This is a genomic window from Vibrio sp. 10N.247.310.98 (genome assembly GCF_041467395.1).
Lineage (GTDB): Bacteria > Pseudomonadota > Gammaproteobacteria > Enterobacterales > Vibrionaceae > Vibrio > Vibrio crassostreae_C.
Map to the genome: position 1 here is coordinate 1 of NZ_JBFSUL010000056.1, position 25,985 is coordinate 25,985.

Below are 25,985 nucleotides of genomic sequence, written 5' to 3' on the forward strand. Positions count from 1 at the left end.
CAGCTCTGAAGGATCCTTCAACCGATCGCTTTGGCTTTAACTGATCGGCATTACCATACGTTGGGGCTTTTTGTTGCTTGCTCTACGGATTAAGTTGGGTCGAAGAGCTATTCTGATGGCAAATTCTGTTTCAATTCCAGAAGCATTCGGTAGGCACTTTCTCCTGACATCTCATACGGGTTGAACTGGTCTGATGTTGAAAACTGTAAATTAACCAGTTCAGTTAGGCTAGATTGTGGAATATCACCCATAGACCAATCACCAAACTGCCTACAATCGATCTCTTTGAAATATAAAATCATGACGTTTTTGTGTCGCGTGTCATTCAAGATATGATTGTAAGTATGGTTCACTGCGGTTCTCGAACCTTCAATACATTGCAGGAAATACTTGTCATTGTGGCTTAGAAGGCCTGTTAAATGGCTTTGCTTATTGCGGTCGTGTGAAATCTGAAGAATGTCGTTCAAAGCCTGAGAATCGCAACTTTCACAGAGCGTACTGACATAAATTAACCGAGTTAGGAACATAGGCATCATTTCGAATTTTTTTTCAAAGGGTATTAATAAATATAAGCCAAGATCATGGAATTGCGAGTTATTGATTTAATTGTCACTCGGTGGCTTTTGGAAGAGAAGAGGGTGGGGATGAAGTAGAAAAGGGCAGGTTGCAAGATACGCTAAAATGACTCGAATGTTGGCCATTCAATTATTTTAGCGACCTGCTTGTGAGCTCGTTAGTTGTTTAGAGTTGAAATCGATTCAACGTTAGAAGAGGAATCAAATCGAACGTTGACCAACACATTTTCACGTTCGAAAGTCACATCATCAAAGTCAGTCGTTGCGATCTTAAATCCATTTCTTGCGAATAAACTCGTCACCGTTGTTCGTTGTTTCTGTTCCATACCGCATGTCAGTAGTTCGTTCATCGTGATCTTCATTAGGTAACCGTGTGCATAGTGTAAGCGTACAGACTCTACATTATGAGATCAATTGCTTAATCGATAAGCTATATTGATATGTTCAATTGAGTGATTCAGGTATTTAAAAGCCGGATGGATAGTGGGCAAGGGAGTTATGCGACCTATGACAAGTGGAGCGTTATGTGACCACTGTTCAGCATTCCTTGAACACGAAGTTTGTCGCAAAAATCGCGTTGAAATAAGTGGTTACAAAGCAGGAGGAATTATGCCCGCCGTTTGGTATGTTTGGTCGGTTATTGGAAATATTATCGGCCTATATCTCACTTAACTAAAGTACATCGATTTACGATGAGTAGACTCCTCAATAAGCCTTCTTTTTATTTGAATTTTATATGCTAAGTGGTGTTGTTATAATTGTTATTAATTGCATAGGCTTGATTTTAATATTGGTTTGATTTATAAAACAAGCATTCGTTCATTAACTTCATGATTATATTAGTTTTTACTAACCTTTAAATAACATGGAGAAAGGCGATGAATAAGAACCAAACACGCAACAGGTTAGCGAATTTAGTGCGACTTCGTAGGTCATACAAAGCATCAGACTTTCTGGTGGGTTCTGATGAACTCCGAGTTAAAAAAGATGTGTATAGCTTACGTAAAATCAAACAGTTAGAAATTCGTCAATTGGGTCTTAAAGAAAACGCAATCAATATCGTTTCGTTGGCTTTAGTCCTCTCGGCGGCGACTTGGGCATTTGTTCCTCAGTTCGGTTTACCAATGCTTGCACTGACCTTTATTTTGGCGTTTGTTACATGGCGACGATATGAGTTGCGTGCAGAGTTTAAAGGGGCCGATGAAACTGGCGACCATTGGGTTTCCGTGGCGCGCGGTTGTACTCGAGAAGAGTTCAAAGTATTGAAAAACGTTGAATTGGCTTTACGCGATCAGCTGTCTTAGTGGCTAGATCTGTTAAGGTTAAGGTCTTATAAGCGTTAAGCTCCCATAATCAACAAGGCTCGTCATTGTATGGCGAGCTTTTTATTTTCTGAAAAACACAGGTAGTGCAGGTTACTTTGAGAGGCCAATGCTTATATGTGTAATGGGGGTTGATATGAATCTTAAGTCACGGCGTTTTTGATGCTCTTTGTGGTTTTGAATATAGGGAGAGGGTGGAAATGAATACACGAGTCAGTGAGAGTTCTTTTAAAAGGCTCATCCAGTTAGTTGGTTGTGTTTTGATTATAGTGTTGAGCAATAGTCGACTCTCCAATGCTCAAAGCATCGAGTTTCCTACTTGTGTACAGAGCGAGGTTTTGAATACAGAAATCCACCTTTATGTTGATGAATCGGTGTTAGATGAATATTCCAAAGCATTTATAGCCTCTAAAATAGCGACATGGGAAAGCTATTCGAATCTGGTGTTAAAAAACTCCTGCGTCCCTATGACGAGAAAAGTCACTAAGGTGACTTATACGTCTGAAATCGACAGCCTTTGGTTTCAAGATTTGGGCGCCGCAGAGAGGTCATTAAAACTCTCGATGGAAGAACCGATTCCAGAAACAACAGAAGACGGCGTCCCCATTTTTACTGGGATAGTATTTTCTAATTATAATTTTAGCTTTGAGTCTGATTATTGTGGTATGTCTTCTTCGGTATCCTACTTTTTTTCTTTAGCGATAAACTGCCCTGATTACTTAATGGAGCATGAAATTGGCCATTTAAGTGGTGCTAATCATGACTATAAAACGTTATTGAAAGATTTTGATAGTATAGAAAGTTACATTTCTGGAACGTATCCAAGAGCTCCTCAATATTCCTTCGGTACAATTTGTGCTGACAGAGGCACAGTGATGTCTTATGAGCGAGATGTTATACCTGCATATTCCAGCCCGGACATCAGAGTAGATGGCACAAAGTGCGGGGATAGCAAATACCACAATAATGCGAGAGTGCTTAGAGAGTTCGCACAAGCTTATTTAACCCCATGATTGCCTAGCTGCTAGATTGGTAGTCATCCGATTTAGTTACTTTATTATTAATGGTTATTATGAGATTAATGACTGCTGTGGTCGCGACTAATCCCTCTAGAACTTAGACCAAGAACCATACCTAAGCACCAAACCAAGGAGAGAAAATGCAGGTAAGTATTAGGCCCGCCATGCCAAGCGAATTGGCAGCCATTTATTCTTTGGTTATCTCAAACGATGAGTGGACGAAGTTTAACGGCCCTTATTTTCCATACTCACCGCCATCACTAGAAGAGTTTGAAAGCCGTTCGTTTTAACGGTTACTCAATGGATCCGACTTACAGTTGGTGGTTGTAGACGATGTGCCTGTAGGAACCGTCAGTTGTTATTGGGAGTGTGAAGAGACACGTTGGCTTGAAGTCGGAGTAGTCATTTATAACTCCGACTATTGGGGGAAGGGTATTGCTGCGTTAGCTCTTCCTCTTTGGGTATCTTACCTATTCGAAAACAAGCAGATAGAGCGTGTCGGTTTAACCACTTGGTCGGGTAATCCGCGGATGATGTCACTAGCTCTTAAATTAGGCTTCCAGCAAGAAGCTAGGCTAAGAAAAGTGCGTTATTACCAAGGCGAGTATTATGACTCGATTAAGTATGGTCTATTGCGTTCTGAGTGGCTGGAAAGCAAATAGCCATAATTTGAGTTAGCTTGTTGTTTTACTGAACTTTATAAGTCGTGGAGTTCAAAGTAGTCACTTGTGATCTTTAAATCTAAGACGGGCGTATTTCTTCCAGTTTATTAAGGAAGAGTATGCATGATGCTATCTAAAGAGAATGAATCAAGAATTATCGAAATGGCGTGGGAAGACAGAACGCCGTTTGAAGCAATAGAACTGCAATTTGGTTTAAATGAATCGGAAGTGATTCGTTTTATGCGTAGCCATCTCAAGCTTGGCAGTTTTAAGCTGTGGCGTTCACGTGTTTCTGGGCGCTCGACCAAGCATGTAAAACTACGCAGTTCGGACGTTTCGAGAGGTTATTGTCCGACTCAATACAAGCACCGCTAGATAGGGACTTATTTAGTCAGCCCAAATGACATTTGATTGTGGAACAAGAAAGGTGGCGCAATGCACTGGACGCACAAAGACCCTCGTAATCATCACACTCATGGTTGGTTGAAGCATAACGGGAAAGTATACGAGTAAACACCTCCGAGACTTTTCCCTTCAAGGCTATAAGATAAAAAGGAATTTTGATGTTTAAGCTGGAAACTGACAGGTTGATTCTTCGAGATATGAGTATCGAAGACGAGTGTGCTTTTGTTGCGATCTCTCAAGACGCAAAGTATCAGCGTTTCTATGATGAAAGTGATTGCGAACCTAACAAATATCGAGAGCTAACTCAGTTGTTTGTTGCACAGGCTTTGGAAGTACCACGCCAGTCCTATCAGCTAGCGGTTGAAAGCAAAGATTCGGGGAAGTTTATTGGAACCGTTTGTTTACGTCTTGAACGCGATAAACAAGCTTCAATGGGCTGTGCTTTATCGAGGGAAACTCAGGGAAAAGGGCTTTCTATAGAAGCATCTGAAGCCCTCGCTGATTTTGGTTTCTCAGAGTTAGGCATACACCGAATCTACGCCGAAACCATCAGCAAGAACTTGGCTGCGATTAAATTATGTAAGTCACTGGGAATGAAACAAGAAGCGTGTTTTAAAGCTCATCGATTCTTCAAAGGTCAATGGTGGGATACAGTTGTGTTGGCGGTTGTTCGATCTGATTGGGGAAAGGCTTAGTGATGGAAAGTGAAAGGCTCAAATTAACCCCTCCATCATTAAAATACAGCGAAGAGATGTGTGAGGTGATAAATGAGTGCAAGGCCGAGTTTTCCCCATTCTTACCTTGGGTTTCTGATTCTCTAACTAAAGAGCAGCTAGAACTTAACATTCAAGATGCTACCAATAATTTCGCCAACTTTACTGGCGAGTTCTGGTTCAATATTATTGAAAAGCAAACAGGGGCATTTATCGGGGCTATTGGCTTTATGATCAGAGACGATACTGTCCCTTACTTTGAAATCGGCTACTGGTTGCAAACATCAAAAACGGGCTTGGGTTACGTGAGTGAAGCTGTCCGAATTATCGAAGAATATGCATTCACTCAAAAAGGTGCGAAAAGAGTCGAAATTAGGATGGCAGGCTCGAATCTTAAAAGTCAGGCCGTGGCCAAACGATGTGGCTATCAACTTGAAGTTCGCTTAGCCAATGATCGACGTTTGCCATCAGGAGATATGGACAGCACGCTCGTTTACGCCAAAATAAGCTAGTCTTAAATGTGTGCTGTTGATTCTTAATGTGTGGCACTTTTATTGAGAGAAACCGTAAATTCCCAAGTACTCTGAAAGACCAACATTTAGCGCTTAGTTATCTGGCTCATCGTCTACAGTGACGTCACCATTCATTGAGTTGTAGTCAATGGAAATTCCCGGTACGACTCGATAATGATAGATACACTGATCCGTCTGTATATATTCAGCAATGTAGTCGGTTTCTTCTGGTGAATTGAAACTTGAAATACTAGGTGGATCGAGGAGCAGTGCGCCCCATACCGAAATGCAATCTTCAGCGTTATCTAATCTTGGAGATTCTTCAGGTAAGTGCCATTGCTGGGCTGGATATCCCCATTCATTGAAGTCAAGCTGGCCGGTCGCGGAGTCATCATAGATAGGGACATTCGTGGAAGCACCACCACCGTTTGAGGTTAAATTTTTTGAATAGGCAAGATCGACCCCTGTTTTAAAAGAAGCACCAGTACCTTTAACAACTGCAATATGAGAATCGGTACTTACGTTGAGGAACCTTGGAGCAGCAGTTACGGCGAGTATTCCAAGGATCACAATAACGACAACAAGCTCAATAAGTGTAAAACCGTTCTTTTTCATTTAGCACCTCTTTTAAAGGCCGCTAGTATGCATTATAAGTTACTCTTACCAAAGGGAATATCCTGATTTTAGTGGTAATTTAAATGCTCAATAATGAATGTTGTGATTAAGGTAACTTATATTTTATAAATTTCATGCGTATGGTTTAAGTGCTGTGTATCTCACTTTGATATTAATTTTAGTTCTATGAAGGTTTGGCAATTAATGAATTTCGTAGAAACGGTAAAGCTTCATCTTTCAGACGTTGGTTATCCAGAGGCTAGTGTTAAAACAGGGCTGGTTCGATCTATATCGGCGCTCGTTTTCAAAACCATCAAAAATAAAGATATCTCTAATGTTTTGTCCCTGTGTACTCAATTGCTTGAAGAAAGGGATTGGGCGTTAGGTGTTATTGCTTACGACTGGGCTTTTAGAGTAAGAAAACAATATTCGAAAGAAACGTTTCCAATCTTTGAGCATTGGTTAATGGAGTATGTCACTGACTGGAATGATTGTGATGACTTCTGCACTCATGCGTTTGGTGAGTTACTGTCTCAATACAATGAGTTGTTCGAACTCACAACCAAACGGGTCGAGCATTCAAATTTTGCTGTACGTAGAGCTGCTGCTGTCATCTTAATTTATCCGATCAATCAGAATCGATACTCAGCGTTGGCTCCGCTTTGTGTAGCAGACCTATTGCTAGAAGATGGACATGACCTCGTGCAGAAAGGATATGGTTGGATGCTTAAAGTCCTCAGTAAAAAGGAACCTCAACAGGTTATTGGTTATTTAAACGCTAAGCATGCCGCAATACCAAGAGTTGCTTTTCGCTAGACGATTGAAAAGTTGGACGATAAAACTAAGCGAGAGTTAATGTTACTTTAACCACTGGCACTCCTCAAATCATCATCAGAATCCGGTGTGATTAATTATAACGATTAAAATAGGAACCCAAGGTGCAAGAACAAACTAGAGGACTCGATCGAGAAGGGTTCATTCAAAATCTTTATTCGCCAAAGAACATTGCGCCTGAATTTCAAGAAGTGGTGTCAGCAGTCGTTGATTCGTTGCTAAGAGAACTTCCAAGTCAAGTTGATGGTATCTACTTGTATGGAAGCGTGCCTAGAGGAACGGCCATTGTTGGTAGCTCTGATTTGGATGTTTCTATCGTACTCGCTACGCCTGTTGGTCAGAGAGAAAAGGAAGTATTTAACCTACTTTCCGACACCATACCCCAAACCTATCCGCAAGTGACCAAGCTTGATATCGATCCTGGCTTCCTGCGGGATGTTCTGCAACCCAACGAAGAATTCCATTGGCAGTTTTGGCTCAAGCATTGTTGCTGTTGTATTTGGGGGAATGATCTATCTATAAAGTTTCCACGATATAAGCCCAGCAATGAAATAGCCCAAGCTCTTAATGGCGATTTATCGACTTTTCTTAAGCAAATGCCCTCGAGTTTCAAAACAATGACTGATGCGGATATCGTTAAGGTAATTGGTAAAAAGTTAGTGCGAGCGGCGTATTATTTTGTGGCTGAGCAAGACGGCAGTTGGTACACCAACCTGAGCCAGTGCGCTGCAGTCGCCAAGCGCTATTACTCCAATCAAAGCGACGATATTGAGCTAGCTCATCAATACGCTCTCGGAAATTTGATATCTAAAACAGAAGCTTTTGAATTGTATGAAAGGCTGAGTAAAAAGCTTGTTGTAAATTAAGCATTAACACAAGCTAGAACAACAAACTTAACTACCTTTGTAACGGCTTTAGGAAAATTAGATGGATGTCCACGAGTGTGTTTCTTTTATCATGCTGAAGGAATCGCAGGTATTACTAGAAAAGCGTAGTGAGTCTAGGGAGACCGATCCCGGTTTAATCACTATACCTGGCGGCCATATTGAACACGGTGAAAACCAGGTTCAGGCGCTGTTTCGTGAACTTGATGAAGAGCTTAATGTTGTTCCGATTGATTACCAATACTTGTGTTCGCTTTACCATCCTACGAAGGAACTTCAGTTGATTCATTATTTTATCGTGAGTGACTGGAAAGGAGATATCACCGCTCAAGAGACTGATGATGTTAAGTGGTATTCACTAGGTTCAGCTCCTGTTGGTATAGCAGCCGATGGTATTGCTTTGAAAGAAGTAGAGCGCGTGGGTAGGTATCTTTAGTTTGGATTCGATAAGATGTTTTGGACGTTTTTTGAGGGCTCAAAAACGGTGAAACCCCGATGTTGGTAGCATCGGGGTTTCGAATTTCTAGATTTCTCGACTGGTAAGATCGATTATCTTTTCTATGCAGAAGGCTGGATTAATCCAATCTTATTCCTTGGTAGGGAATTAGATACGGATGAAGTCCATGTGCTCAACTTTTGGCTTGAACGCGTGACGTTGAACGTCTTGTGGCTTAACCTTAACTTCTGCGCCGTCAATCAGTAGAGTGATTGCTTCGTAGAATTCAGGCTTATCCATTTGGTTGATCACGTCAGCGTGAACAAGTTCGATAGCTACAGCTTCAGCTTCGCCACCGTAGATTACAGCTGGGAATTTACCAGCGTGACGTAGGCGGCGGCTCGCACCTTTACCTAGTTCAGTACGTACTACTGCTTCAAATTTCATAGTTTTACTCTCAAATTAGTAAAAATTAACTTCACACCTCAATGCGACCTTGAGTGTGTGGTAATGCTTAAACATAAAAGTTCATGCTTAAGCGAGCGCGGATACTAACATCACATTCCAATATGAGCAAGTCAGAAGCCCATCTCAAAGTGAATTTCTTTCGATAATGGGTTCGTTTGGAGATAAAACGTTCGCTAACGCTTGTTTAGCGCATTTTACCCCCTTTTACATCGCAATCCTTATCTATTTATATCACTGCTAAATCATCAAGTTAATGAACGGAAAATGAATGTTTGCCTAAGACTTGGTTAAGTCTTAGTTCGTTAATCTTAGTGTTAATTAAACAGCAGAATGAATAGGTGAAAATATGAAACCGGTAAGCATTGTCGTAATTACGCTAAACGAAGAGAAACGCATTAGCCGCTTAATGGAAGAGTTGAGCGTGCAAACCCACCAAGAGTTTGAAGTGATTGTTGTCGACTCGAACAGTGAAGATAACACCAGAGAAGTGGCGCAGGCTTATGAAAGTGCATTGCCAAAACTGACAGTCCACCATATGCAAGAACGCGGTGTTAGCCTTGGTCGAAACACCGGGGCTGCTTTGGCGCAATACAACCGAATCCTTTTCTTAGATGCTGACGTGAGCTTGCCTCGAAACTTCCTTGCGAAAGCGCTTTATGAACTAGAAGAGAAGAAGCTTGAAGTGGCGGGTGTGTACATGAGCTCGAAAGGTTTGCCGCTTGTACACAAGTTTGGTTACGGGCTATTTAACGCAGGCTTGTTTACTACTCAGTTCTTTTTCCCGACGGCGATTGGCGCATGTATTTTCTCGACTAAACGGGCGCATGATGAGATCGGCGGTTTTGATGAAGAGATCGTCCTTTGTGAGGACTGTGATTATGTAAAACGTGCGAGCAAAACATGGCGATTTAGATTCCTAAATATGACCTTTGGCTTTGACCCACGTCGATTAGATCAAGATGGCGTTGTGAAGACAGGCTCTACTTATCTTAAAGCCAATGTAAGACGCTTCTTTAAAGGCGAAATGCGTAACAACGAGATGAACTACAAGTTCGGTCATTACAAAGAACAGTAAGCATTGAGGTTGTTATGTTTGATGGACTAGGGCTGTTTCTGGGAGCATTGGGTGATGCTCTCATTGGCCCAAACCTATTTGTACCGGGAGAGCCGTTCTTTATCGCAGCGGGCTTTCAACTGTATTCAGGTGCATGGATGGCGTTGGTTTTGGTGATGCTAGGTGGTTTGCTTGGTGATCAACTCAGTTATTTCATTGGTTATAAATACGGTGTTAAGGTGCAACGAAGGCTCATTAAGTTTCGCCCTAAAACCAAAAGATTAATTGCGCGCTGCCGCTATCTGGTTGCTCGCAAAGGCACATACATCATTCTTTTTGCTCGTTTATTAGGGCCTATCGCTTGGGTTGTGCCATTTATAGCTGGCTCGCATCGTGTACCGTGGCGTAATTTTAGTGTGTTGGCGTTTATCGGTTTGGCCCTTGGTGGAGGGCAGTTCATTGCTTGGGGCATGTTACTGGCGCACGGCGTTGAAAACTTCCCGTGGCTTAATAGCCTTAAGATATTTATCTCGGAGCATAATAGCTTGATCGTTGGTGTGTTCGCGGTATTAGTCTTCACCATTATCGGTTACCGAATGAAGTGGCGATGCTTAGTACTTAAGTCTAGTGCGCTGTTGTTGGCGTGGGTATTGTTTGCGAACTACGCTCACTTTTTCTGGAAAGCGGATGACTTTCAGAATCAACCAGAGACGGCTCAAATAAACAAAGTCGACTGGAACTCGGTTACCTATAAAGCGTTCCCCGGTAAATCTTCGTTCTACTCGGCGCAAGCGATCAACGTAATTTATGTTGGAGCAACCCCAAGAGACTTAATGAAGCAATTAGGCTGGATAGAGAATCAAACCTTCTCTCGAAATGAGATTGAATGGGTTGGTTATCTCGCATTGCTTAGAGAAAAAACGCCGCCAGTGTCTGATTTATATTGGCGAGACAAGCCGCAAGATATGGCTTTTCAATTGCCGGGTAACCTGATGAAGCGCAGCCATATTCGTTGGTGGCGTGCAGGTGTTGATATTAAAACTAACCAGCCTCAGTGGTTAGGCGCAATTAGCTATGATGATGGCCTTAAAGTCACGCCTTACTCAGGCATTGTGACCGTGCTTCATAACATTGAGCCTAATGTTGATGAAGAGCGAGATCGGCTTGCTAATCAGATACGAACGTTACTACCAGACATCGAGTTAGACAAGTACCCATTAGCAACGGTGGAAGTGATCAATGACGATCATGACTATTACACTGATGGCCGGGTATTAACGATTGGAGCAACGACCCTTAGTGATAATTCACAAACTTTGGATGTTGCTGTGAACGATATATAGAGTTGTATATAAGGTCGATAGAATTAAGCCCTAGCATTACGTTAGGGCTTATTGTGTTTAACTTTTACTTAGCTTGTTCAGCCTTTACTTACTTTAAGCACCAGAGAAGCTTTTAAGCCGCCCATTGAGCTCTTGCTGAGCGTTAGGCTGCCTCGGTAACTGTGTGCCATTTCATTTACGATATTAAGCCCTAAGCCTGTTCCTGGTGTGGTTTCATCAAGTCGGACGCCACGTTTGGTCACTTGCTCAAGCTTCTCTTCAGGAATGCCTTGGCCATCATCTTCAATCACCAACTCTATGTTGCCATCGTCGAGTTCATTTGCATGGACGCGAATAATGCTGCCCGCCCACTTGTAACTGTTCTCGAGTAGGTTGCCGACCATTTCATCAAGGTCGGTTTTTTCTACTGCCACTTCAATCTCAGAGTCTAGCTCGTTAATTATGGTGACTTCGTTGGCTGCGTAGACTTTATCAAACGCCATTGAGATAGCTTCAACACGCTCACAAGGTGAAGACTTCACCGAAAGAATGTTCATTGCACCTGCCATACGAGCGCGGCCAAGGTGATAATCAATTTGGCTTTGAATCTGATGAATGGGCTGTTGCAGCAGTGCCTTGTCATCCTCTGGAAGTCGCTCTATCTCATTTTTTAGAACTGAAAGCGGTGTTTTCAACGCATGAGATAAGTTACCCGCGTGGTTACGAGCTCGTTCTAATAACTCTTGATAGTGAAAGAGCAGGGCATTGAGGTCAGAGACTAATGGAGAAACCTCTTTCGGGTAGTTATCGCTTAACCCTTGTTGCTCGCCGTTTCTTAGCATTACCAGTTCGCGTTGCATCTTGCTGAGCGGTAATAACGACCAACTGACTTGAATACCGATCAACATCAGCACGCCAACAAACAGCAACATTAGGATCAACCAGACTTGACCAGTAAGCTCTGTCAGTGTGGATTCTAATGGATCTTCATCAATACCAATGGTGATCGTGACAGGGTCGCTCAGTTCAGGCAGGTAGATATCTTGCTCGATGTAAATCAGCTTTTCTTTCTCTGGCCCTTTGACTGATGTGTGAATCGGTGAACGCTTGATGGTGAGGTCTTTATCCCATAGCGAGCGAGATCGAATGATCTGCTCTTGGGTAGCGGCGCGCCAATAAATACCACTGTAGGGCTGGTTGAACCTAGGATCAGACAGACGCTCTGCCATGATCAGGTTACCACTGTCATTGGTTTCGATATTGGCGGTTAACTCATCCATGGTTAAGCCAAGCTGCTGCTTCATGTCATCGACGAGGTAGTCGTTAACCAGTTTCGGAATCCCGACACCAGCCGCTAATATCATCGCACCTAGCCAAAAAGCCGCAGCAAGGAGCAAGCGGCTTTTTAAACTGATGTTTTTAAGTGTTCGTTTCTTTAGATTCATGCATTTCCAACCTGCCTTTGCTCATCGTAACTTATCGTATTGCGATGATCAGAACAGGCTGTCCACTTAATTAATGGTTGCTCTTGGCGTGATTGACGACTGAGCTATTCAGCATTCAGTTGGTAGCCAAGGCCACGAACGGTTTTGATGATCTTTGGTGCGATTTTCTTACGAATACGACCGATGAACACTTCAACCGTGTTTGAGTCTCGGTCGAAGTCTTGCTTGTAGATATGCTCAACCAACTCAGTGCGCGAGATAACCTTGTTTTGGTTATGCATGAAGTACGCGACAACTTTATATTCCAGCGCCGTGAGGCTAACTGCTTGACCTTGCCACAACACTTTAGAACTGCGTGTGTCTAGGCTTAGATCACCGATTTGAAGTATCGGAGCAGCACTGCCTGATGCTCGGCGCAGTTGAGCTCGGATACGGGCAATCAGCTCGACCATCTCAAATGGCTTAGTTAGGTAGTCATCAGCACCGGCGTTCAAGCCCTCAACACGTTGAGTTAGCGTGTCACGAGCACTTAAGATAATCACTGGCGTGTTGATGTTTTCGTCTCGAATGCCTTTTAATACCGTTAGGCCGTCAAGCTTAGGTAAACCTAAATCGAGGACAATCGCGTCCCATTCTTCTGACGTTGCACGGTAGAGTGCGTCGATACCATCTTGAGAGAGCTCTGGAACCCAGTCGGCCCCCTCAAGTGTTTCAATAATTTGTTGGCCCAAACGAGGCTCATCTTCAACGACTAAAATTTTCATAATTGTTCTTCTAATTTCTTCTAATGACTGTTCGTCGTGCTTAGCTCTTCGTCGTACGTAACTAGTCGCCGTGTTTAATTGCGTCTTTAAAGTTGCGGCCTTTGATCATAAGCATTTCTAACGTCTCAGCGTTGTATTCGACTTTGATGATGTTGTTTTGGTAATTGATTTTTAGTTCATACACCCAAATGTCGTCATCTTCTTCTAGTTCTACTTTAATGATTCTGCCATGAAGATCGTTTTCAACCGCCGCATACATTTCTGAGAAAGGGCGAATGTAGCCTTCTCGTACGGCTTCATAGACTTCGTCTTGATCTTCTTCAAATTCGATGCTGGTTCCTGCTTTATGAACGTCCTGCACTAATTCATGACCATTATGATGTGAGTCAGCCCATGCGCCAGCAGAAACAAATAAGCCTAAGCTTATAGAAAACAAAGAAATCATAGCTTTACTAAACATAGCGAATCCTAGAGAAGGTTGATAGCGTTCAGTATAAAAAAGTAATTCTGAACAGAAAGTGAACCTGATTAATAATGAGAATTTGATACCGAAAAACTTAACGCTTAAATGGCGCAGGCTTTAATACATAAGATTAATTGCCGAGTGTTAAGAACGTAAGACTTACTTTTATTCTTAACCTTAACGCTGCTGTAGTTCGTCTTCGAATATCTTATCTCTCATTTTCCAAAAGCGTCCGACTTTACGGGCAATCACGAATTGAGGTGGGCGGAATCTATGTTGGTGAGCAACCACTTTCGTCGGTGAGGCTTCTTCGAAAGGGCGATGTCTGTCTGCAAGGTGAGGGCGAACAAACTGGTCTTTGAAGTTCTGCTTCTGCTTTTTGCTGGTTAATGACCAAAACTCATGCACTTGCGCTTGGTTTTCTCCGCGATAGGTGACCTTAAGTTGTGATTTACCTTTCTCGTCTTTAAGCACGTTGAGGTCCATTTCCAAGCATTCAAATACCAAGGCATCTTTTAGGTTCAGTGCTTCTTTTAGCTTTTTGTCTGGGTCGACTAAGGTTGCATCGCACTCATGACAAATGCGCGCAGCAATGTCATTATCAGCACCACATTCACCGCAATATTTCGCTCGGAAGCGATAATTACAGTGCTCGCGCTCGCCCGTGTCTTCATCGGTAAAGTAGCCTTGGCATTTGCGCCCAAAGTGCTCAAGCAAGAAGCCATTGCTGTCTAGCTTGCCCCAAAAGTTATTATTGAAGCCGCACGCAGGGCAAGGGATGGTGATGATTTCACTGTCTGAATCGGGTTTAGGGTCGCCAACCTCAGGTTGGTAGAGGTCGTAACTGTTGCCCGCATAGTCGAGCACCAAACACTCTTTTTTACCCGGAGATAGGCGTAAGCCACGGCCAACGATTTGTTGATACAAACTGATGGATTCTGTCGGGCGCAAAATCGCGATTAAATCGACGTGTGGCGCATCAAAACCTGTGGTTAATACCGATACGTTAACCAAAAACTTGATTTTACGTTCTTTGAAGTCGCTGATAATTTGGTCACGTTCGAGAGTTGGTGTATCACCAATCACAATTGAAGCTTCACCTTCTGGCAATAAGCCGAGGATCTCTTGCGCGTGTCGAACGGTCGCAGCGAATACCATGATGCCTAGTTTATCTTGGGCTAGGTGAATAATCTGATCGACAATCTGTGGGGTCGCTCGTTTCGATTGCTCGATCACCATGTCGAGTTCTGCTTCTTTGTAGCGACCAGTGCTCGCGGGCTTTAACTGCGAAAAGTCATAGCTCAACACGGGTGCATCAATCATGCGTGCAGGAGTTAAGAAACCTTCATCGAGCAGGTAACGAATCGGCAGCTCAAAGATACAGTCGCGGAAGAAACGTGGCTCATCTGAACGCACTTGACCGCGAGTGTGGTATTGATAAATCCAACCCATCCCAAGACGATATGGGGTCGCTGTTAATCCAAGCACCTTGATGCCCGAATTATTCTCGCGTAAGTGAGTGATGACTTTCTGATAACTACTGGTCTTTTCATCGGGAACACGGTGGCATTCGTCGATAACCAACAGCGAAAATTGGTTAGAGAATGAATCGAGATTTCGCACCACAGATTGCACCGAAGCAAACACGACTTGTTGGTCGGTCTCTTTGCGTCCTAAACCCGCAGAGAAAATCGAGCCTTTCAGCCCGTAACCTTCATACTTTTCATGGTTCTGTTCAACCAACTCTTTTACGTGAGCAAGCACCAACACTCGACCTTTCGCAAGCCTTGCTAACTCTGCAATCACAAGGCTTTTTCCTGCACCTGTCGGAAGCACGAGCACTGCCGGAGTTTGGTGTTTTCTGAAGTAATGAATCACTGATTTTACAGAATCAGCTTGGTACGGGCGGAGTGTATACATATCGCGTCTTGTAAGAAGGAAAACAAATAGTGTGAAATAGCTCAACTAATTGAGCAAAGGTGACTATAATACCCGACTTAGATTAGTTGAGGTATTCATGCGTTTAGATAAATTTCTGTGCGATGCATTAGGCGTCACTCGAAGAGAAGCAACACACTTATTAAAATCCAAGGCAGTGACAGTAAATGATGTCATTCAAAAAAGCGGTTCACTCAAGGTAACTGAAGAGTGCGTTGTGGAATGGCAAGGCAATGAACTGAATGTTCACGGCCCACGTTACATCATGCTTTATAAGCCTGAAGGCTTTGTTTGTTCGCATGAAGATGGCGCAAATCGTATCGCGTTTGAATTACTTGATGAAATCAAAATGGACAAGCTGCACTTTGCTGGCCGTCTAGATATTGATACAACAGGTCTTGTATTGATTACCGACGATGGTAAGTGGTCTCACCGTATCACTTCGCCAAAGCACAAGTGCGAGAAGACGTACCGTGTTTGGTTGGTTGAACCTGTTGAAGACGATTACGTTGAAAAATTCAAAGAGGGCATCCAGCTTAAGAGCGAAGATGGCCTAACACTTCCTGCACACCTAGAAGTTCGTGCAGAGCGTGAAGTATTGCTAACGATTCACGAAGGCAAATACCACCAAGTTAAACGTATGTTTGCTGCTCTTGGTAACAAGGTAGAAGCACTACACCGTGAACGTATTGGCGAAATTGAGATGGACGAATCTTTAGAGTTAGGTGAATACCGTTACCTAACGCAAGAAGAAGTCGATTCAATCTGGAAGTAGTCCTTAGCTAGAAGTTGCTCTTAACAAGAAATTGTTCTTAACAAGAGACCACTTTTGCTGGAAATAGCCCTTTCGTTGTAAAGCCGACCATGGATAGCGTCGGCTGATGATGTTGACTGGTACTAGGAAAGTCTCAGCCAATCTTTGACTCGCGTACTCACGCTAGTCCCTAGCTCTATCAGTTGAACATTCGGAGAACCATGCAAACATCGACCTCACAGAGCCAAAGCTCCCAACTAGAAACACCTCAATTAGGCTTAGTGCTGTTTTTGATTCTAGGTGCGATTGGTGCACTTACTCCGCTAGCCATTGATATGTATCTGCCAGCGATGCCGACCATTGCTAAAGATCTTGGTGTGACGGCGGGTGAGGTACAAATCACGCTAACAGCCTATACCGCAGGTTTCGCGCTGGGGCAGTTGCTGCATGGCCCGTTGGCGGATAGCTATGGTCGCAAGCCTGTACTGCTTATTGGTGTGTTCTTGTTTGCTATCGCTTCTATGGTGAGTGCGACAACTCATGGCATTGAAGCGCTGACTTACATCCGTACCGCTCAAGGTTTTGCTGGTGCTGCGGCGGCCGTTATCATCCAAGCGGTGGTAAGAGATATGTTCGATCGTGAAGATTTCGCAAGAACCATGTCTTTCGTTACTTTGGTGATGACAGTTGCGCCATTGGTTGCTCCGATGATTGGCGGTTACTTAGCGTTGTGGTTCGGTTGGCGTTCAATTTTCTGGGTTCTGGCTATTTTTGCGGTGATCGTGATTCTGGCGGTATCGATGAAGATCCCAGAAACGCTTCCTGCAGAAAACCGACAACCATTGCGCTTTAAAACCACGATTCGTAATTACGCCCGTTTATGTAAAAACCCGACCGCTATGGGCTTGATTTTCTCGGGTGCATTCTCGTTCTCTGGGATGTTTGCATTCTTAACTGCAGGCTCTTTTGTCTACATTGATGTCTATGGCGTACGTCCTGACCTGTTTGGTTACCTATTTGGTCTGAACATTGTTGCGATGATTCTGATGACGACAATCAATGGTCGAATCGTTAAGAAGGTCGGTTCTCATACAATGTTGAGGGCAGCGTTGGTCATCCAATTACTGGCTGGCGTAGGTTTACTTGTCGGTTGGGCGCTGGATCTCGGGCTTTGGGGAATCGTGCCGTTTGTGATGCTATTTATTGGCACCATCTCTACTATCGGCAGTAACTCTATGGGTCTATTGCTCAGTGGTTATCCAAACATGGCAGGCACGGCTTCATCGCTTGCGGGAACATTAAGATTTGGTACTGGTTCTGTCGTTGGGGCTATCGTTGCGATGCTGCCAAGTGACAGTGCTGGGTCTATGGCTATGGTAATGGCTGCATGTGCAGTAATGTCAGCATTACTATATTGGACATTAGGAAAGAAGGCATAATGTCAAAATACTATATTGAAATTCAGAAGTTAGTGAATGATGCGCTAGGCGAGCTATATGCTCTACATAAGTCTGGCAAGGCCATTGACGCACCTATCGCGAACAACCTTTATTTGGTTCGTTGGGTAACAAAGGCAATTAAATCCCAAGCTTATGATCGCGTGATTGTGCCTGACTTGGTTCGCTGGCAGAAACAGGGTCGCTCAAAAGGCAATAACTCTGATTTAACTTTTACCTTTAAACGTATTTCTGCGTTTTACGGACGTTTTTTCCCTGAAGGCGAAGAGCCTAAAACGCTAAAAGACAGTGATGTTGAAGCGTTCATGGACAAAATGTACGAGATGGGTTGGAGCGTATCGAGTGAAGACGAGCTAACGACTGGCGGCAAGATTCAATTCTTCACCGATGGCGAGCACTCTTTTGCTTTATGCGGTAAACAGTGTGACGACTCTTTCGACGGGGAGTTGATGGTTAAGCCAATGAACTGGTTTGTTCGTGGCAACCATGCTGAGTTCATCCAAGCGGCGATGGAAGCGGGCTTCATGCTTCACAAAGTAACGGACTATAAGTCTGCGGTGAAGTATCACGGTGAATACATCGTTTACCCTGCTAACCAAGGCAACCAACTGGCTGAGATCCCAATTAGCGTTATCGGCTAATAGCGGATTCGAGATGAGAGATACGAAGAGCGGAATTATCCGCTCTTTTTTGTCTCTCATAGCGCGTGTCGCTAATTTGCTGTTAAGTCTTTTCGCATCCCGTTACCCGAATCTCGCATCTGCTTTTAATCTTTTCTCATCTCGACACTCGAATCCCGCATCTGCTTTTAATCCTGTTCTTTAGCTTGCTTCTCAATTGCCTTCACCATGCCTTTAAAAATAAACAGGTGGGCTGGCATCATAGCAAACCAATACAGTAACCCTAGAAACCCCTTTGGATGCCACCAAGCCGAGATATTCAGCTCGCGAGAGTCACCGTGGTCAGAGACAGTAATCTCGAGTCGCCCTAAACCGGGGCCTTTCATACCGAAAAGCAGAGATAAAAACTGATTCTCTTCACAGCGAATGACCTTCCATGAATCGATTTTGTCACCGACTTTTAGGTTGGGCCCTTCTGGCATTTGTCGAACCGGTACACCGCCACCGAAAAGAACATCCAACCATTCGCGTGTGCGCCATAAAGTGTTAGCAAAGAAGTAACCTTGCTTCGGGCTTCCGATTTGCTGAGCAACATGCCAAAGCGATTCCAATGAAGCGCTTGAGGTGATACTTGCGCCTGTTTTCTTCGGGTAATAGCCATACCCAGCTTGCCAGCGTTTGAATGCGGTTTTATCAAAGCCCCATACATTGCTTTTGACAAAGTTTCCTTCAGCGTGAATGGCTTGTTCAACCATATTTTCGAACGAGATAAGCTTCTGAGGGTACTTTTCTCTAATGATGGTCGAACTGGCGATGAAGTCGTGCTTTAAGCCTGCAAGTAGTGCTCTACCTATGTTAGACGGTACAGAAGTCACCACGCCTAACCAATATGAAGCAATCTTTGGTGTCAGTAGCGATGTCGCCCATAGCCTGAGTGGACGATCGGCAGTTTTGGCAATATGAGCAAATTGGTTTCGGTAAGAGACAATATCCGGCCCGCCAACCTCAAAGGTTTGGCTTTCGCTAGGCGTGTCTTGTGCGAGTTTTAGTAAATAGTGGTTCAGGTTCTGCAAAGCAATCGGGTTGGCTTTAGAGTCAACCCATTTTGGCGCAATCATAATCGGCAAGTTGTACACGAAATCTCGCATGATCTCGAATGCCGCAGATCCTGGGCCAATGATCACGCCAGCTTGAAGTTCGGTAACGGGTACAGGCCCTTTACGAAGCAATTCGCCGGTTTTCTTTCTCGCTTGAAGGTGCTCTGAATCACCAGTCTGAGGCTGTAAAGAACTCAGGTAGATGACGTGTTGATTCTTTGGCCCAAGAGCAGAAACAAAGTTACGGGCTAAGTTCAGCTCATAATCGATAAAGTCGTGGCCTTCTGCCATGCCATGGACGAGAAAGAAGATAAGATCAAAGTCGGGGACTAAGGCTTGTGTCGCAGCTTGATCGGCCAGATCAAGATACTCAAGCGATAAGCTTTCGTGAGGCTCGGTCCGTGCCTTTAAATAGTCGATATGCCTTGCTGCTGCCGTGACTTGATAGCCTTGCTCAAGCAGGAGAGGGAGGAGTTGCGAACCAACATATCCAGAAGCCCCTAAAACCAGTACTTTCTTCATTGTTACTCCATTTATATCTGTGGTTAAAAACCGAACATTGATATAATAGCGCGATATTTATCTTTATTCATCAATACGTTCCGTTTAGGTATCTCTCTATGTTGCTCTCTTCAATTATTCATCACACACGAGGTGATTTTGTTCGCAGGCTTATTGCGATTGCACTGCCTATCACCTTGCAGAGCATTATGTTTTCAAGCCGAGGCTTGGTGGATGTATTGATGTTGGGTCAACTTGGCGAAGCAGACATCGCAGCTGTGGGTGTGGCGAGCCGAGCGATGTTCGTGACGACCATTATGCTGGTGGGTGTTACCACGGGCGGTGCTCTTCTTACTGCTCAATATTGGGGCGCGGGTAATAGACAAGGTGTGAGAGAAAGCACTGCGCTGACGTGGCTGGTGTCGACACTGTTTGCTTTACTGACTATCGCGTTTTTCGTTTCATTTCCTGCACAAATCATGGGCGTGACGACCGACTCTCAAGAGGTCATCAACTTAGGCGTTGAATACATCGTAATTACGTCATTTAGCATGCTAGCGGTATCGTGTGTCAGCAGTATGGCTGTGGGTTTGAGAGCGATGCACAAACCCGGGCTAAGTACATTTTTCAGCGGTATCGGCATCCTGTCTAACGTGTTCTTAAACTGGGTGCTGATCTTCGGTAACTTAGGCTTTCCTGCGCTTGGAATCAAAGGTGCGGCGATTGCGACGGTACTGAGTGGCGCGATTGAAGTCGCGACTTTGTTTGGTTATCTCTATTTCTCTAAGCATTTATTAGCATTTAAGTTTTGCGATATTAAAGCGGCAGCTTCGATTGATAAGGTGGTTCGCTTCTTGAAGCTGTCTCTGCCGACCACGTTTAACTTCTTAGCATGGGCGGGTGGTTTGTTTGCTTACCACGCGATCATGGGGCAATCGGGCGTTCAAGGTCTGGCTGCGCTATCGGTCATGACGCCGGTTGAATCTATCTCATTGAGTTTATTGATTGGCCTTTCGAATGCGGCAGCTGTTTTGGTGGGTAATCAACTTGGTGCGAAAAACAATGAAGCGGTTTACTATCAAGCGCTTGGCTTAACAATTTTGTGTTTCTTAACTAGTATTGTTGTAGCCGTTTTTCTCTATTTCGTTCAAACGCCAATACTTAATGCCTTTAGCGCACTGACGGAAGAAACCAGAGCCCTCTCAGAGAAGTTCATTCTGATCCTCTGTGTGGGTATTGTCATTCGCTCGGTGCCATTGACTGTGATCGTTGGGGTGTTGAGAGCGGGTGGTGATGTGAAGTTCTGCCTCTATCAAGATTTGATTGCTCAGTGGGTGATCGGTATCCCATTGGCAGCCATCGCGGCTATCTATTTTAAGTTTCCACCTGAGTGGGTATATCTGCTTTTCCTAACGGAAGAAGTCCTCAAGTGGGGCGGGTCGCTCTATCGCATGAAAACAAGAAAATGGATTAAAAACTTGATAGGAAGTTGAAGTAGGGCGCACCAATCGCATCACTTTATCGTTGGCGTGTGATCTATCTTTCAAAATACTTCCTCCTAACAGGGAATTAGTGTAGATTCTCCTTCCAAATTCTAACTAATGCGAGCTGTTTAATGTTAAAGCTGTCAGACCTATGTAAAGGCTATGTCGATGGGGGGGAGTTTCACCCTGTTTTGCAAGGTGCTGAATTAACATTAAACCAAGGTGACCAGCTGGCATTAATGGGAGAAAGCGGTTCAGGTAAAAGTACTTTACTGAATCTTATCGCGGGCTTAGACCTAGCGGACTCAGGTGAAATCGCTTTTCCTCACTTCAATATGCACGACTCAACCGAGCGTGACCGCACCGCTTATCGCAGAAACAACATTGGCCATATTTTTCAGCAATTCAACTTACTGCCAACGTTAAATATTGCCGATAACATCCGTTTTTGCCGCCAGTTAAAAGGCTTACCTGAAGACAAAGGTCTCTGGAGACAGATTCTCTCTGCTTTAGATCTTATGCCTTTACTTGGCCGTTACCCTGAAGAAGCGTCTGGTGGCCAACAACAACGTGCGGCCATTGCGCGTGCGCTGTATATGGAACCAAAAATATTGCTGGCCGATGAGCCGACCGGTAGTTTAGATGAGCGTAATGCAGAAGCGGTAATGCGTTTGCTGACCTCTTTGGCTCGTCAATTAGAATGTACGTTGCTGTTGGTAACACACAGTGAAAAAGTAGCTCTGCATATGGATGGTAGGATCCGTCTGCAAGGAGGGCAACTGCATGTTATGGCCCGTAGTTAAGGCACTACTCGGTCACTATCGACGTTACCCACTGCAGATTATTTTGGTATGGCTTGGTTTAACCCTCGGCGTATCACTTTTGGTTGGTGTTACTGCTATCAACCAACACGCCAAGCAAAGCTATGCGCATGGCGAAAAACTCTTTTCGAATCCTCTTCCTTACCGTATTCGACCAAAACACAACGCCAATAAAATCCCGCAAGGCTTTTATATCCAACTTCGCCGTGAAGGTTTTCAACAGTGTTCTCCTCTTGATCACCATCGTATCACTGATGAAAATGGCGCAAACTTCATGGTTGTCGGTATAGATCCTGTTTCTATGCTTCAGCTACAACCTGGTATAGCGTTAAAAGATCTCACCGCTTTGAACCTCATGAAGCCACCATATCCAATCCTTGTCAGTGATGATCTTGCTGAACACATGGAATGGCACAACGGTGATTACATCCCTTTGATGGATGGTTCTGAACTTGGTCCTGTGGTTGTTGATCAAAATAATATGATTAATGGTACAAGGTTGATTGCGGATATCTCCTTGCTCCGAATGCTTAAACGAAGTGCTGGGCTTTCAGTGATTGCTTGTTCAGACATGCCCACTGAGAAGTTTGAACGTCTTAAAAATATGTTACCTAATGGTTTGACGATCTCTCGTAGCTCTAAGGCAGAGCTTGAGTCGCTGACCAGTGCGTTCCACTTAAACCTAAAAGCGATGGGTATGCTGTCGTTTGTGGTTGGCTTGTTCATTTTCTATCAAGCAATGTCGCTTTCTTTTATTCAGCGTCAACCGTTAGTCGGGATTTTAAGACAAACGGGTGTGTCTGGTTGGCAACTGACTAAAGCGCTCTGTTTAGAGTTACTGCTATTGGTTTTACTGAGCTGGATCTGCGGCAATGTATTTGGCGTGATGCTAGCAAACCAATTGTTACCTGCCGTATCTTCAAGCTTGGGCGATTTATACGACGCTAACGTCGGCTTAACGATCGACTGGAATTGGCGTTGGAGTGGTTACAGCTTACTGATGGCATTGATTGGTGCTTTCTTAGCGTGTGCGTGGCCACTGGTTCGTTTACTTAAGTCTCAACCGATTCGTCTGTCTTCTCGTTTGTCTTTGATGCGTTTTGCGGGTACCGAGTTCACTTGGCAAGCGTTGATTGGCTGTGGCTTCTTGGTTGCTGCTGTTGCTGTGTATCAAGCCCCTCAGACTCAAGAAACGGGTTTTGCGATTATCGCGCTAATGCTGATCAGTGTGGCGCTATTTACCCCGTTTTTGATGTGGAAGTTATTTAACAGCCTCTCTTATTCGTTGCGCTGGGTTCGTGCTCGCTGGTTCTTTGCTGATGCAGCTTCCAGTATGAGCTACCGTGGCGTGGCGACGATGGCGTTTATGTTAGCCTTAACAGCCAATATTGGTGTAGAAACCATGGTCGGTAGCTTTAGAGATACCACTGATAAATGGCTAACACAGCGTTTGGCTGCCGATCTGTATATCTACCCAACCAACAATGCCGCTGCTCGTATGAGTAATTGGTTATCCGACCAACCTGAAGTGGATTCGGTTTGGTGGCGTTGGGAGAAAGATGTGGCGTCTCCAGTCGGTAGTATTCAGGTGGTCAGTACGGGGCCTTCTGAAGGTGAGCTAGAAGCGCTGACGATCAAATTAGGTATTCCGAATTACTGGTATCACTTACATCACTCTAAAGGCGTGTTGATCAGTGAATCGATGTCTCTCAAGCTGGGGATTCGCCCTGGCGACTACATTGACCTCTATGATAGTCTCGGCTCTGGTTGGCAGGTTGTCGGTGTTTATTACGATTACGGTAATCCTTACCATCAAGTCATGATGTCGCATCGAAACTGGCTGTATGGCTTTGCAGGGCGGGGTAATGTCGGCCTTGGGGTAATACTCAAAGACGATGTGAATTCATTAGGGCTTCGCAGCCGATTAGAAAGCGTATTCAGGCTTGGCTCCGAGCGCGTTTTCGATAACAACAACATCCACAGTCAAGCGATGCGGGTGTTCGATAGGACGTTCGCGATTGCAGATACATTAGGTAACATCACCTTGGTTATCGCCGTCTTCGGTATTTTCTTTGCGACGGTTGCGGGAGAAGTGTCTCGCCAAAGGCATATTTCCTTGCAGCGCTGTTTGGGTGTCTCGGCGAAAGAACTGATCCTGACAGGTAGTTTGCAGTTGTTTGTGTTTGGGCTTATTTCCTCCTTAATTGCGATTCCGCTCGGATTAGCGCTAGCGAGCCTAATTGTTGATATCGTGATAAAGCAGTCTTTTGGGTGGTCACTTGAGTTACAAGTGATTCCTTGGGACTATTTGCAGACATTTGCATGGGCCATGGCAGCATTGATGCTAGCTGGTGCTTTACCAGTGATGAGAATGATTCGGAACACTCCGATGAAGTCACTGAGGGATGCGCTTTAGTATGTTTTTACGGAATACTTCAACTAAGTTAAGACAACGAATTCTGTCTTCTCTGCTATTAATCAGTTTCTTCGGCATCTTTTTAAGTGTTTGGGGTTATTACTCCTATTTCATCGATCCTGGTGAAAAGGGCGTGAATGAAGTTAACTCAATATTGGTTAATGAACACTTCAATGTGTTCGAACCTGTTTTGCCAGACCGTAATGTTTCGCTACCACAAGATTTTAAGTTCCACCCAGAGTTTCAGCACGAGTGGTGGCATTACTTTGCATCTTTGAAAGGTGATGATGGTAAAGACTATTCGGTCCAGTGGAGCTTTTTCCGTATCGCAACGGACGAACGTGAAACACCAGGGTGGCAAAGCCCTCAAGTCTATATCTCAAATGTAGTGGTCTCTTCTAAGTCCAAAGTATGGAAAGAACAGCGCATGGCTCGTGGCGGCATTGGCCAAGCGGGAATGACTAATCGTCCATTCAGGCTTTGGATTGATAACTGGAACTGGCGTGCACTCGGCAACACCCCATTCCCAGGACGCCTTCAAGTGCAAACAGACACGTTTGGACTTGAACTCGACACCATTGCAAAAGGGCCCTATGTGCTCAACGGCGATAACGGTTATCAGAAAAAGCACGACTTATTACCTGTCGCGTCTTATAACTTCAGCGCTCCATTTTTATCGTTGAGTGGTGTGTTGAACCTAGACGGCGTTACCAAGGAAGTGGAAGGAACTGCGTGGGTACATAAAGAGTGGGGCAGTGGCTTACTTGGAGTGGGCCAACAAGGTTGGGATTGGTTTGTATTTAACCTCGATGACGGCACAGCGCTGAGCATTAACCGCTATCGTCATAACCAACAGTTGCCTTACATATTCGGGACATTAGCAACGCGCTCAGGCAAAGTTTACCAATTAACGGAATCCGACATTTCCATTCAACCATTGCAAAATACAACGTTGATGAATGGAAGACGGATGCCTTTGCAGTGGATCATTAACGTCCCTAAGCATGATATTAACCTCACAACGCGTATTATACGCAGGGATATGTGGCTTCCATTTGTCATACCATATTGGGAAGGGCCGATTAAGGCGAGCGGGAGTCATGAAGCGACAGGCTTTATGCAGTTAACTGGCTACTAAAAAACACCTAAGGCTATAATTTGATAGCCTTTTTTTATGCCTGCGCCTTTTAGCGTCCCCCAATGAATTGTGCATACAGGTTCGATGATCTCATCTATACTTAATTCATGGTGCATAACAACATTATGGAATATACGACGTATTGTTTAGTATTTGTAGGAAAAACCGAAGTTAAACATCCGAAGAAGTGATTATCTATCAATTAAACTTGGATATAAACTCGTGGTTATTCTTTGTTATTCGTTTATTTAAATAATAAATATAAG

Annotated in this window: 26 protein-coding genes and 2 pseudogenes; 19 read left to right on the top strand and 9 right to left on the bottom strand. The window is 44.2% G+C overall.

From position 1 onward, the window contains the following. Positions 1–107 precede the first annotated feature (107 nt). Positions 108–527, bottom strand: coding sequence for a BLUF domain-containing protein (locus AB6E78_RS18235; RefSeq protein WP_017067227.1), 420 nt, complete (start codon positions 525–527; stop codon positions 108–110). Positions 528–733: 206 nt separating this feature from the next. Next, complete coding sequence (locus AB6E78_RS18240) at positions 734–925, bottom strand: hypothetical protein (RefSeq protein ID WP_017065380.1); 192 nt, start codon at positions 923–925, stop codon at positions 734–736. Positions 926–1,453: 528 nt separating this feature from the next. Between AB6E78_RS18240 and AB6E78_RS18245 the strand changes: the two genes are divergently transcribed. The 7 genes and pseudogenes from AB6E78_RS18245 (at position 1,454) to AB6E78_RS18275 (ending at position 5,208) form a co-directional block, all read left to right on the top strand. Beyond that, positions 1,454–1,879: a hypothetical protein gene (locus AB6E78_RS18245; protein ID WP_017065381.1), complete on the top strand. Its 426-nt coding sequence runs from the start codon at positions 1,454–1,456 to the stop codon at positions 1,877–1,879. Between the two features lie 218 nt (positions 1,880–2,097). After that, the gene (locus AB6E78_RS18250) at positions 2,098–2,910 is read left to right on the top strand and encodes a hypothetical protein (protein WP_372134046.1); all 813 of its coding nucleotides are present in this window, start codon (positions 2,098–2,100) and stop codon (positions 2,908–2,910) included. 146 nt (positions 2,911–3,056) lie between these two features. Beyond that, a pseudogene (locus AB6E78_RS18255) lies at positions 3,057–3,578 on the top strand (GNAT family N-acetyltransferase). 123 nt (positions 3,579–3,701) lie between these two features. Further along, a complete protein-coding gene (locus AB6E78_RS18260) occupies positions 3,702–3,953 on the top strand; it encodes a TIGR03643 family protein (protein ID WP_017065384.1) in 252 nt (83 codons plus the stop codon). Between the two features lie 39 nt (positions 3,954–3,992). Continuing rightward, positions 3,993–4,091, top strand: a pseudogene (locus tag AB6E78_RS18265) (DUF3465 domain-containing protein); the annotation flags it as partial. Between the two features lie 50 nt (positions 4,092–4,141). Beyond that, entirely contained in the window at positions 4,142–4,678 is a 537-nt protein-coding gene (locus AB6E78_RS18270) for a GNAT family N-acetyltransferase (protein WP_102333185.1), read from the top strand. A 2-nt stretch (positions 4,679–4,680) separates the two neighbouring features. Then, the gene (locus AB6E78_RS18275) at positions 4,681–5,208 is read left to right on the top strand and encodes a GNAT family N-acetyltransferase (protein WP_372134047.1); all 528 of its coding nucleotides are present in this window, start codon (positions 4,681–4,683) and stop codon (positions 5,206–5,208) included. 93 nt (positions 5,209–5,301) lie between these two features. Here AB6E78_RS18275 and AB6E78_RS18280 read toward each other — a convergent pair whose 3' ends face one another. Further along, complete coding sequence (locus AB6E78_RS18280; RefSeq protein WP_017065388.1) at positions 5,302–5,823, bottom strand: type II secretion system protein; 522 nt, start codon at positions 5,821–5,823, stop codon at positions 5,302–5,304. A gap of 204 nt (positions 5,824–6,027) precedes the next feature. On the opposite strand from AB6E78_RS18280, the gene AB6E78_RS18285 reads away from it, so the two are divergent. From AB6E78_RS18285 to AB6E78_RS18295, 3 genes are all read left to right on the top strand, one after another. Beyond that, positions 6,028–6,639: a DNA alkylation repair protein gene (locus AB6E78_RS18285; RefSeq protein WP_372134045.1), complete on the top strand. Its 612-nt coding sequence runs from the start codon at positions 6,028–6,030 to the stop codon at positions 6,637–6,639. Positions 6,640–6,761: 122 nt separating this feature from the next. Next, positions 6,762–7,523: a nucleotidyltransferase domain-containing protein gene (locus AB6E78_RS18290; protein WP_102333188.1), complete on the top strand. Its 762-nt coding sequence runs from the start codon at positions 6,762–6,764 to the stop codon at positions 7,521–7,523. Between the two features lie 61 nt (positions 7,524–7,584). Then, positions 7,585–7,977, top strand: coding sequence for an NUDIX hydrolase (locus tag AB6E78_RS18295; RefSeq protein WP_017060354.1), 393 nt, complete (start codon positions 7,585–7,587; stop codon positions 7,975–7,977). 168 nt (positions 7,978–8,145) lie between these two features. Here AB6E78_RS18295 and rplY read toward each other — a convergent pair whose 3' ends face one another. Next, entirely contained in the window at positions 8,146–8,424 is a 279-nt protein-coding gene (gene rplY / locus AB6E78_RS18300; protein ID WP_017060373.1) for a 50S ribosomal protein L25, read from the bottom strand. A 367-nt stretch (positions 8,425–8,791) separates the two neighbouring features. Between rplY and AB6E78_RS18305 the strand changes: the two genes are divergently transcribed. Next, positions 8,792–9,520: a glycosyltransferase family 2 protein gene (locus AB6E78_RS18305; protein ID WP_372134044.1), complete on the top strand. Its 729-nt coding sequence runs from the start codon at positions 8,792–8,794 to the stop codon at positions 9,518–9,520. A 14-nt stretch (positions 9,521–9,534) separates the two neighbouring features. Then, complete coding sequence (locus AB6E78_RS18310; RefSeq protein WP_372132156.1) at positions 9,535–10,842, top strand: LssY C-terminal domain-containing protein; 1,308 nt, start codon at positions 9,535–9,537, stop codon at positions 10,840–10,842. Between the two features lie 77 nt (positions 10,843–10,919). Here the strand turns inward: AB6E78_RS18310 and AB6E78_RS18315 are convergent, their stop codons facing one another. The 4 genes from AB6E78_RS18315 to AB6E78_RS18330 form a co-directional block, all read right to left on the bottom strand. After that, the gene (locus AB6E78_RS18315; RefSeq protein WP_017060376.1) at positions 10,920–12,266 is read right to left on the bottom strand and encodes an ATP-binding protein; all 1,347 of its coding nucleotides are present in this window, start codon (positions 12,264–12,266) and stop codon (positions 10,920–10,922) included. Positions 12,267–12,370: 104 nt separating this feature from the next. After that, a complete protein-coding gene (locus tag AB6E78_RS18320; protein WP_017060377.1) occupies positions 12,371–13,030 on the bottom strand; it encodes a response regulator transcription factor in 660 nt (219 codons plus the stop codon). 61 nt (positions 13,031–13,091) lie between these two features. Beyond that, entirely contained in the window at positions 13,092–13,490 is a 399-nt protein-coding gene (locus AB6E78_RS18325) for a PepSY domain-containing protein (RefSeq protein WP_017066076.1), read from the bottom strand. A 180-nt stretch (positions 13,491–13,670) separates the two neighbouring features. After that, positions 13,671–15,413 (bottom strand): DEAD/DEAH box helicase, encoded by a 1,743-nt coding sequence (locus AB6E78_RS18330; RefSeq protein ID WP_017066075.1) that lies wholly within the window; start codon positions 15,411–15,413, stop codon positions 13,671–13,673. Between the two features lie 97 nt (positions 15,414–15,510). Between AB6E78_RS18330 and rsuA the strand changes: the two genes are divergently transcribed. The 3 genes from rsuA to AB6E78_RS18345 all read left to right on the top strand — a co-directional run bounded on the left by rsuA (position 15,511) and on the right by AB6E78_RS18345 (position 18,283). Next, positions 15,511–16,206, top strand: coding sequence for a 16S rRNA pseudouridine(516) synthase RsuA (rsuA, locus tag AB6E78_RS18335; protein WP_017060380.1), 696 nt, complete (start codon positions 15,511–15,513; stop codon positions 16,204–16,206). Positions 16,207–16,406: 200 nt separating this feature from the next. Beyond that, a complete protein-coding gene (locus tag AB6E78_RS18340; protein WP_102333192.1) occupies positions 16,407–17,624 on the top strand; it encodes a Bcr/CflA family multidrug efflux MFS transporter in 1,218 nt (405 codons plus the stop codon). Beyond that, a complete protein-coding gene (locus AB6E78_RS18345) occupies positions 17,624–18,283 on the top strand; it encodes a DUF2913 family protein (protein WP_017060382.1) in 660 nt (219 codons plus the stop codon). Before AB6E78_RS18340 ends, AB6E78_RS18345 begins: the two co-directional genes overlap by 1 nt. Positions 18,284–18,450: 167 nt before the next feature. Here AB6E78_RS18345 and AB6E78_RS18350 read toward each other — a convergent pair whose 3' ends face one another. Continuing rightward, on the bottom strand, positions 18,451–19,881 hold the full coding sequence (locus AB6E78_RS18350; protein WP_017066073.1) for a DUF2867 domain-containing protein: 1,431 nt from the start codon (positions 19,879–19,881) through the stop codon (positions 18,451–18,453). Between the two features lie 98 nt (positions 19,882–19,979). Between AB6E78_RS18350 and AB6E78_RS18355 the strand changes: the two genes are divergently transcribed. The 4 genes from AB6E78_RS18355 to AB6E78_RS18370 all read left to right on the top strand — a co-directional run bounded on the left by AB6E78_RS18355 (position 19,980) and on the right by AB6E78_RS18370 (position 25,719). Then, complete coding sequence (locus tag AB6E78_RS18355; protein WP_017060384.1) at positions 19,980–21,353, top strand: MATE family efflux transporter; 1,374 nt, start codon at positions 19,980–19,982, stop codon at positions 21,351–21,353. Positions 21,354–21,475: 122 nt separating this feature from the next. Further along, complete coding sequence (locus AB6E78_RS18360; RefSeq protein WP_017060385.1) at positions 21,476–22,147, top strand: ABC transporter ATP-binding protein; 672 nt, start codon at positions 21,476–21,478, stop codon at positions 22,145–22,147. Then, positions 22,128–24,581, top strand: coding sequence for an ABC transporter permease (locus AB6E78_RS18365; RefSeq protein ID WP_137001714.1), 2,454 nt, complete (start codon positions 22,128–22,130; stop codon positions 24,579–24,581). The genes AB6E78_RS18360 and AB6E78_RS18365 overlap by 20 nt, the downstream gene beginning before the upstream one ends. Continuing rightward, positions 24,571–25,719: a lipocalin-like domain-containing protein gene (locus tag AB6E78_RS18370; protein ID WP_017068753.1), complete on the top strand. Its 1,149-nt coding sequence runs from the start codon at positions 24,571–24,573 to the stop codon at positions 25,717–25,719. Before AB6E78_RS18365 ends, AB6E78_RS18370 begins: the two co-directional genes overlap by 11 nt. Positions 25,720–25,985: the final 266 nt, after the last annotated feature.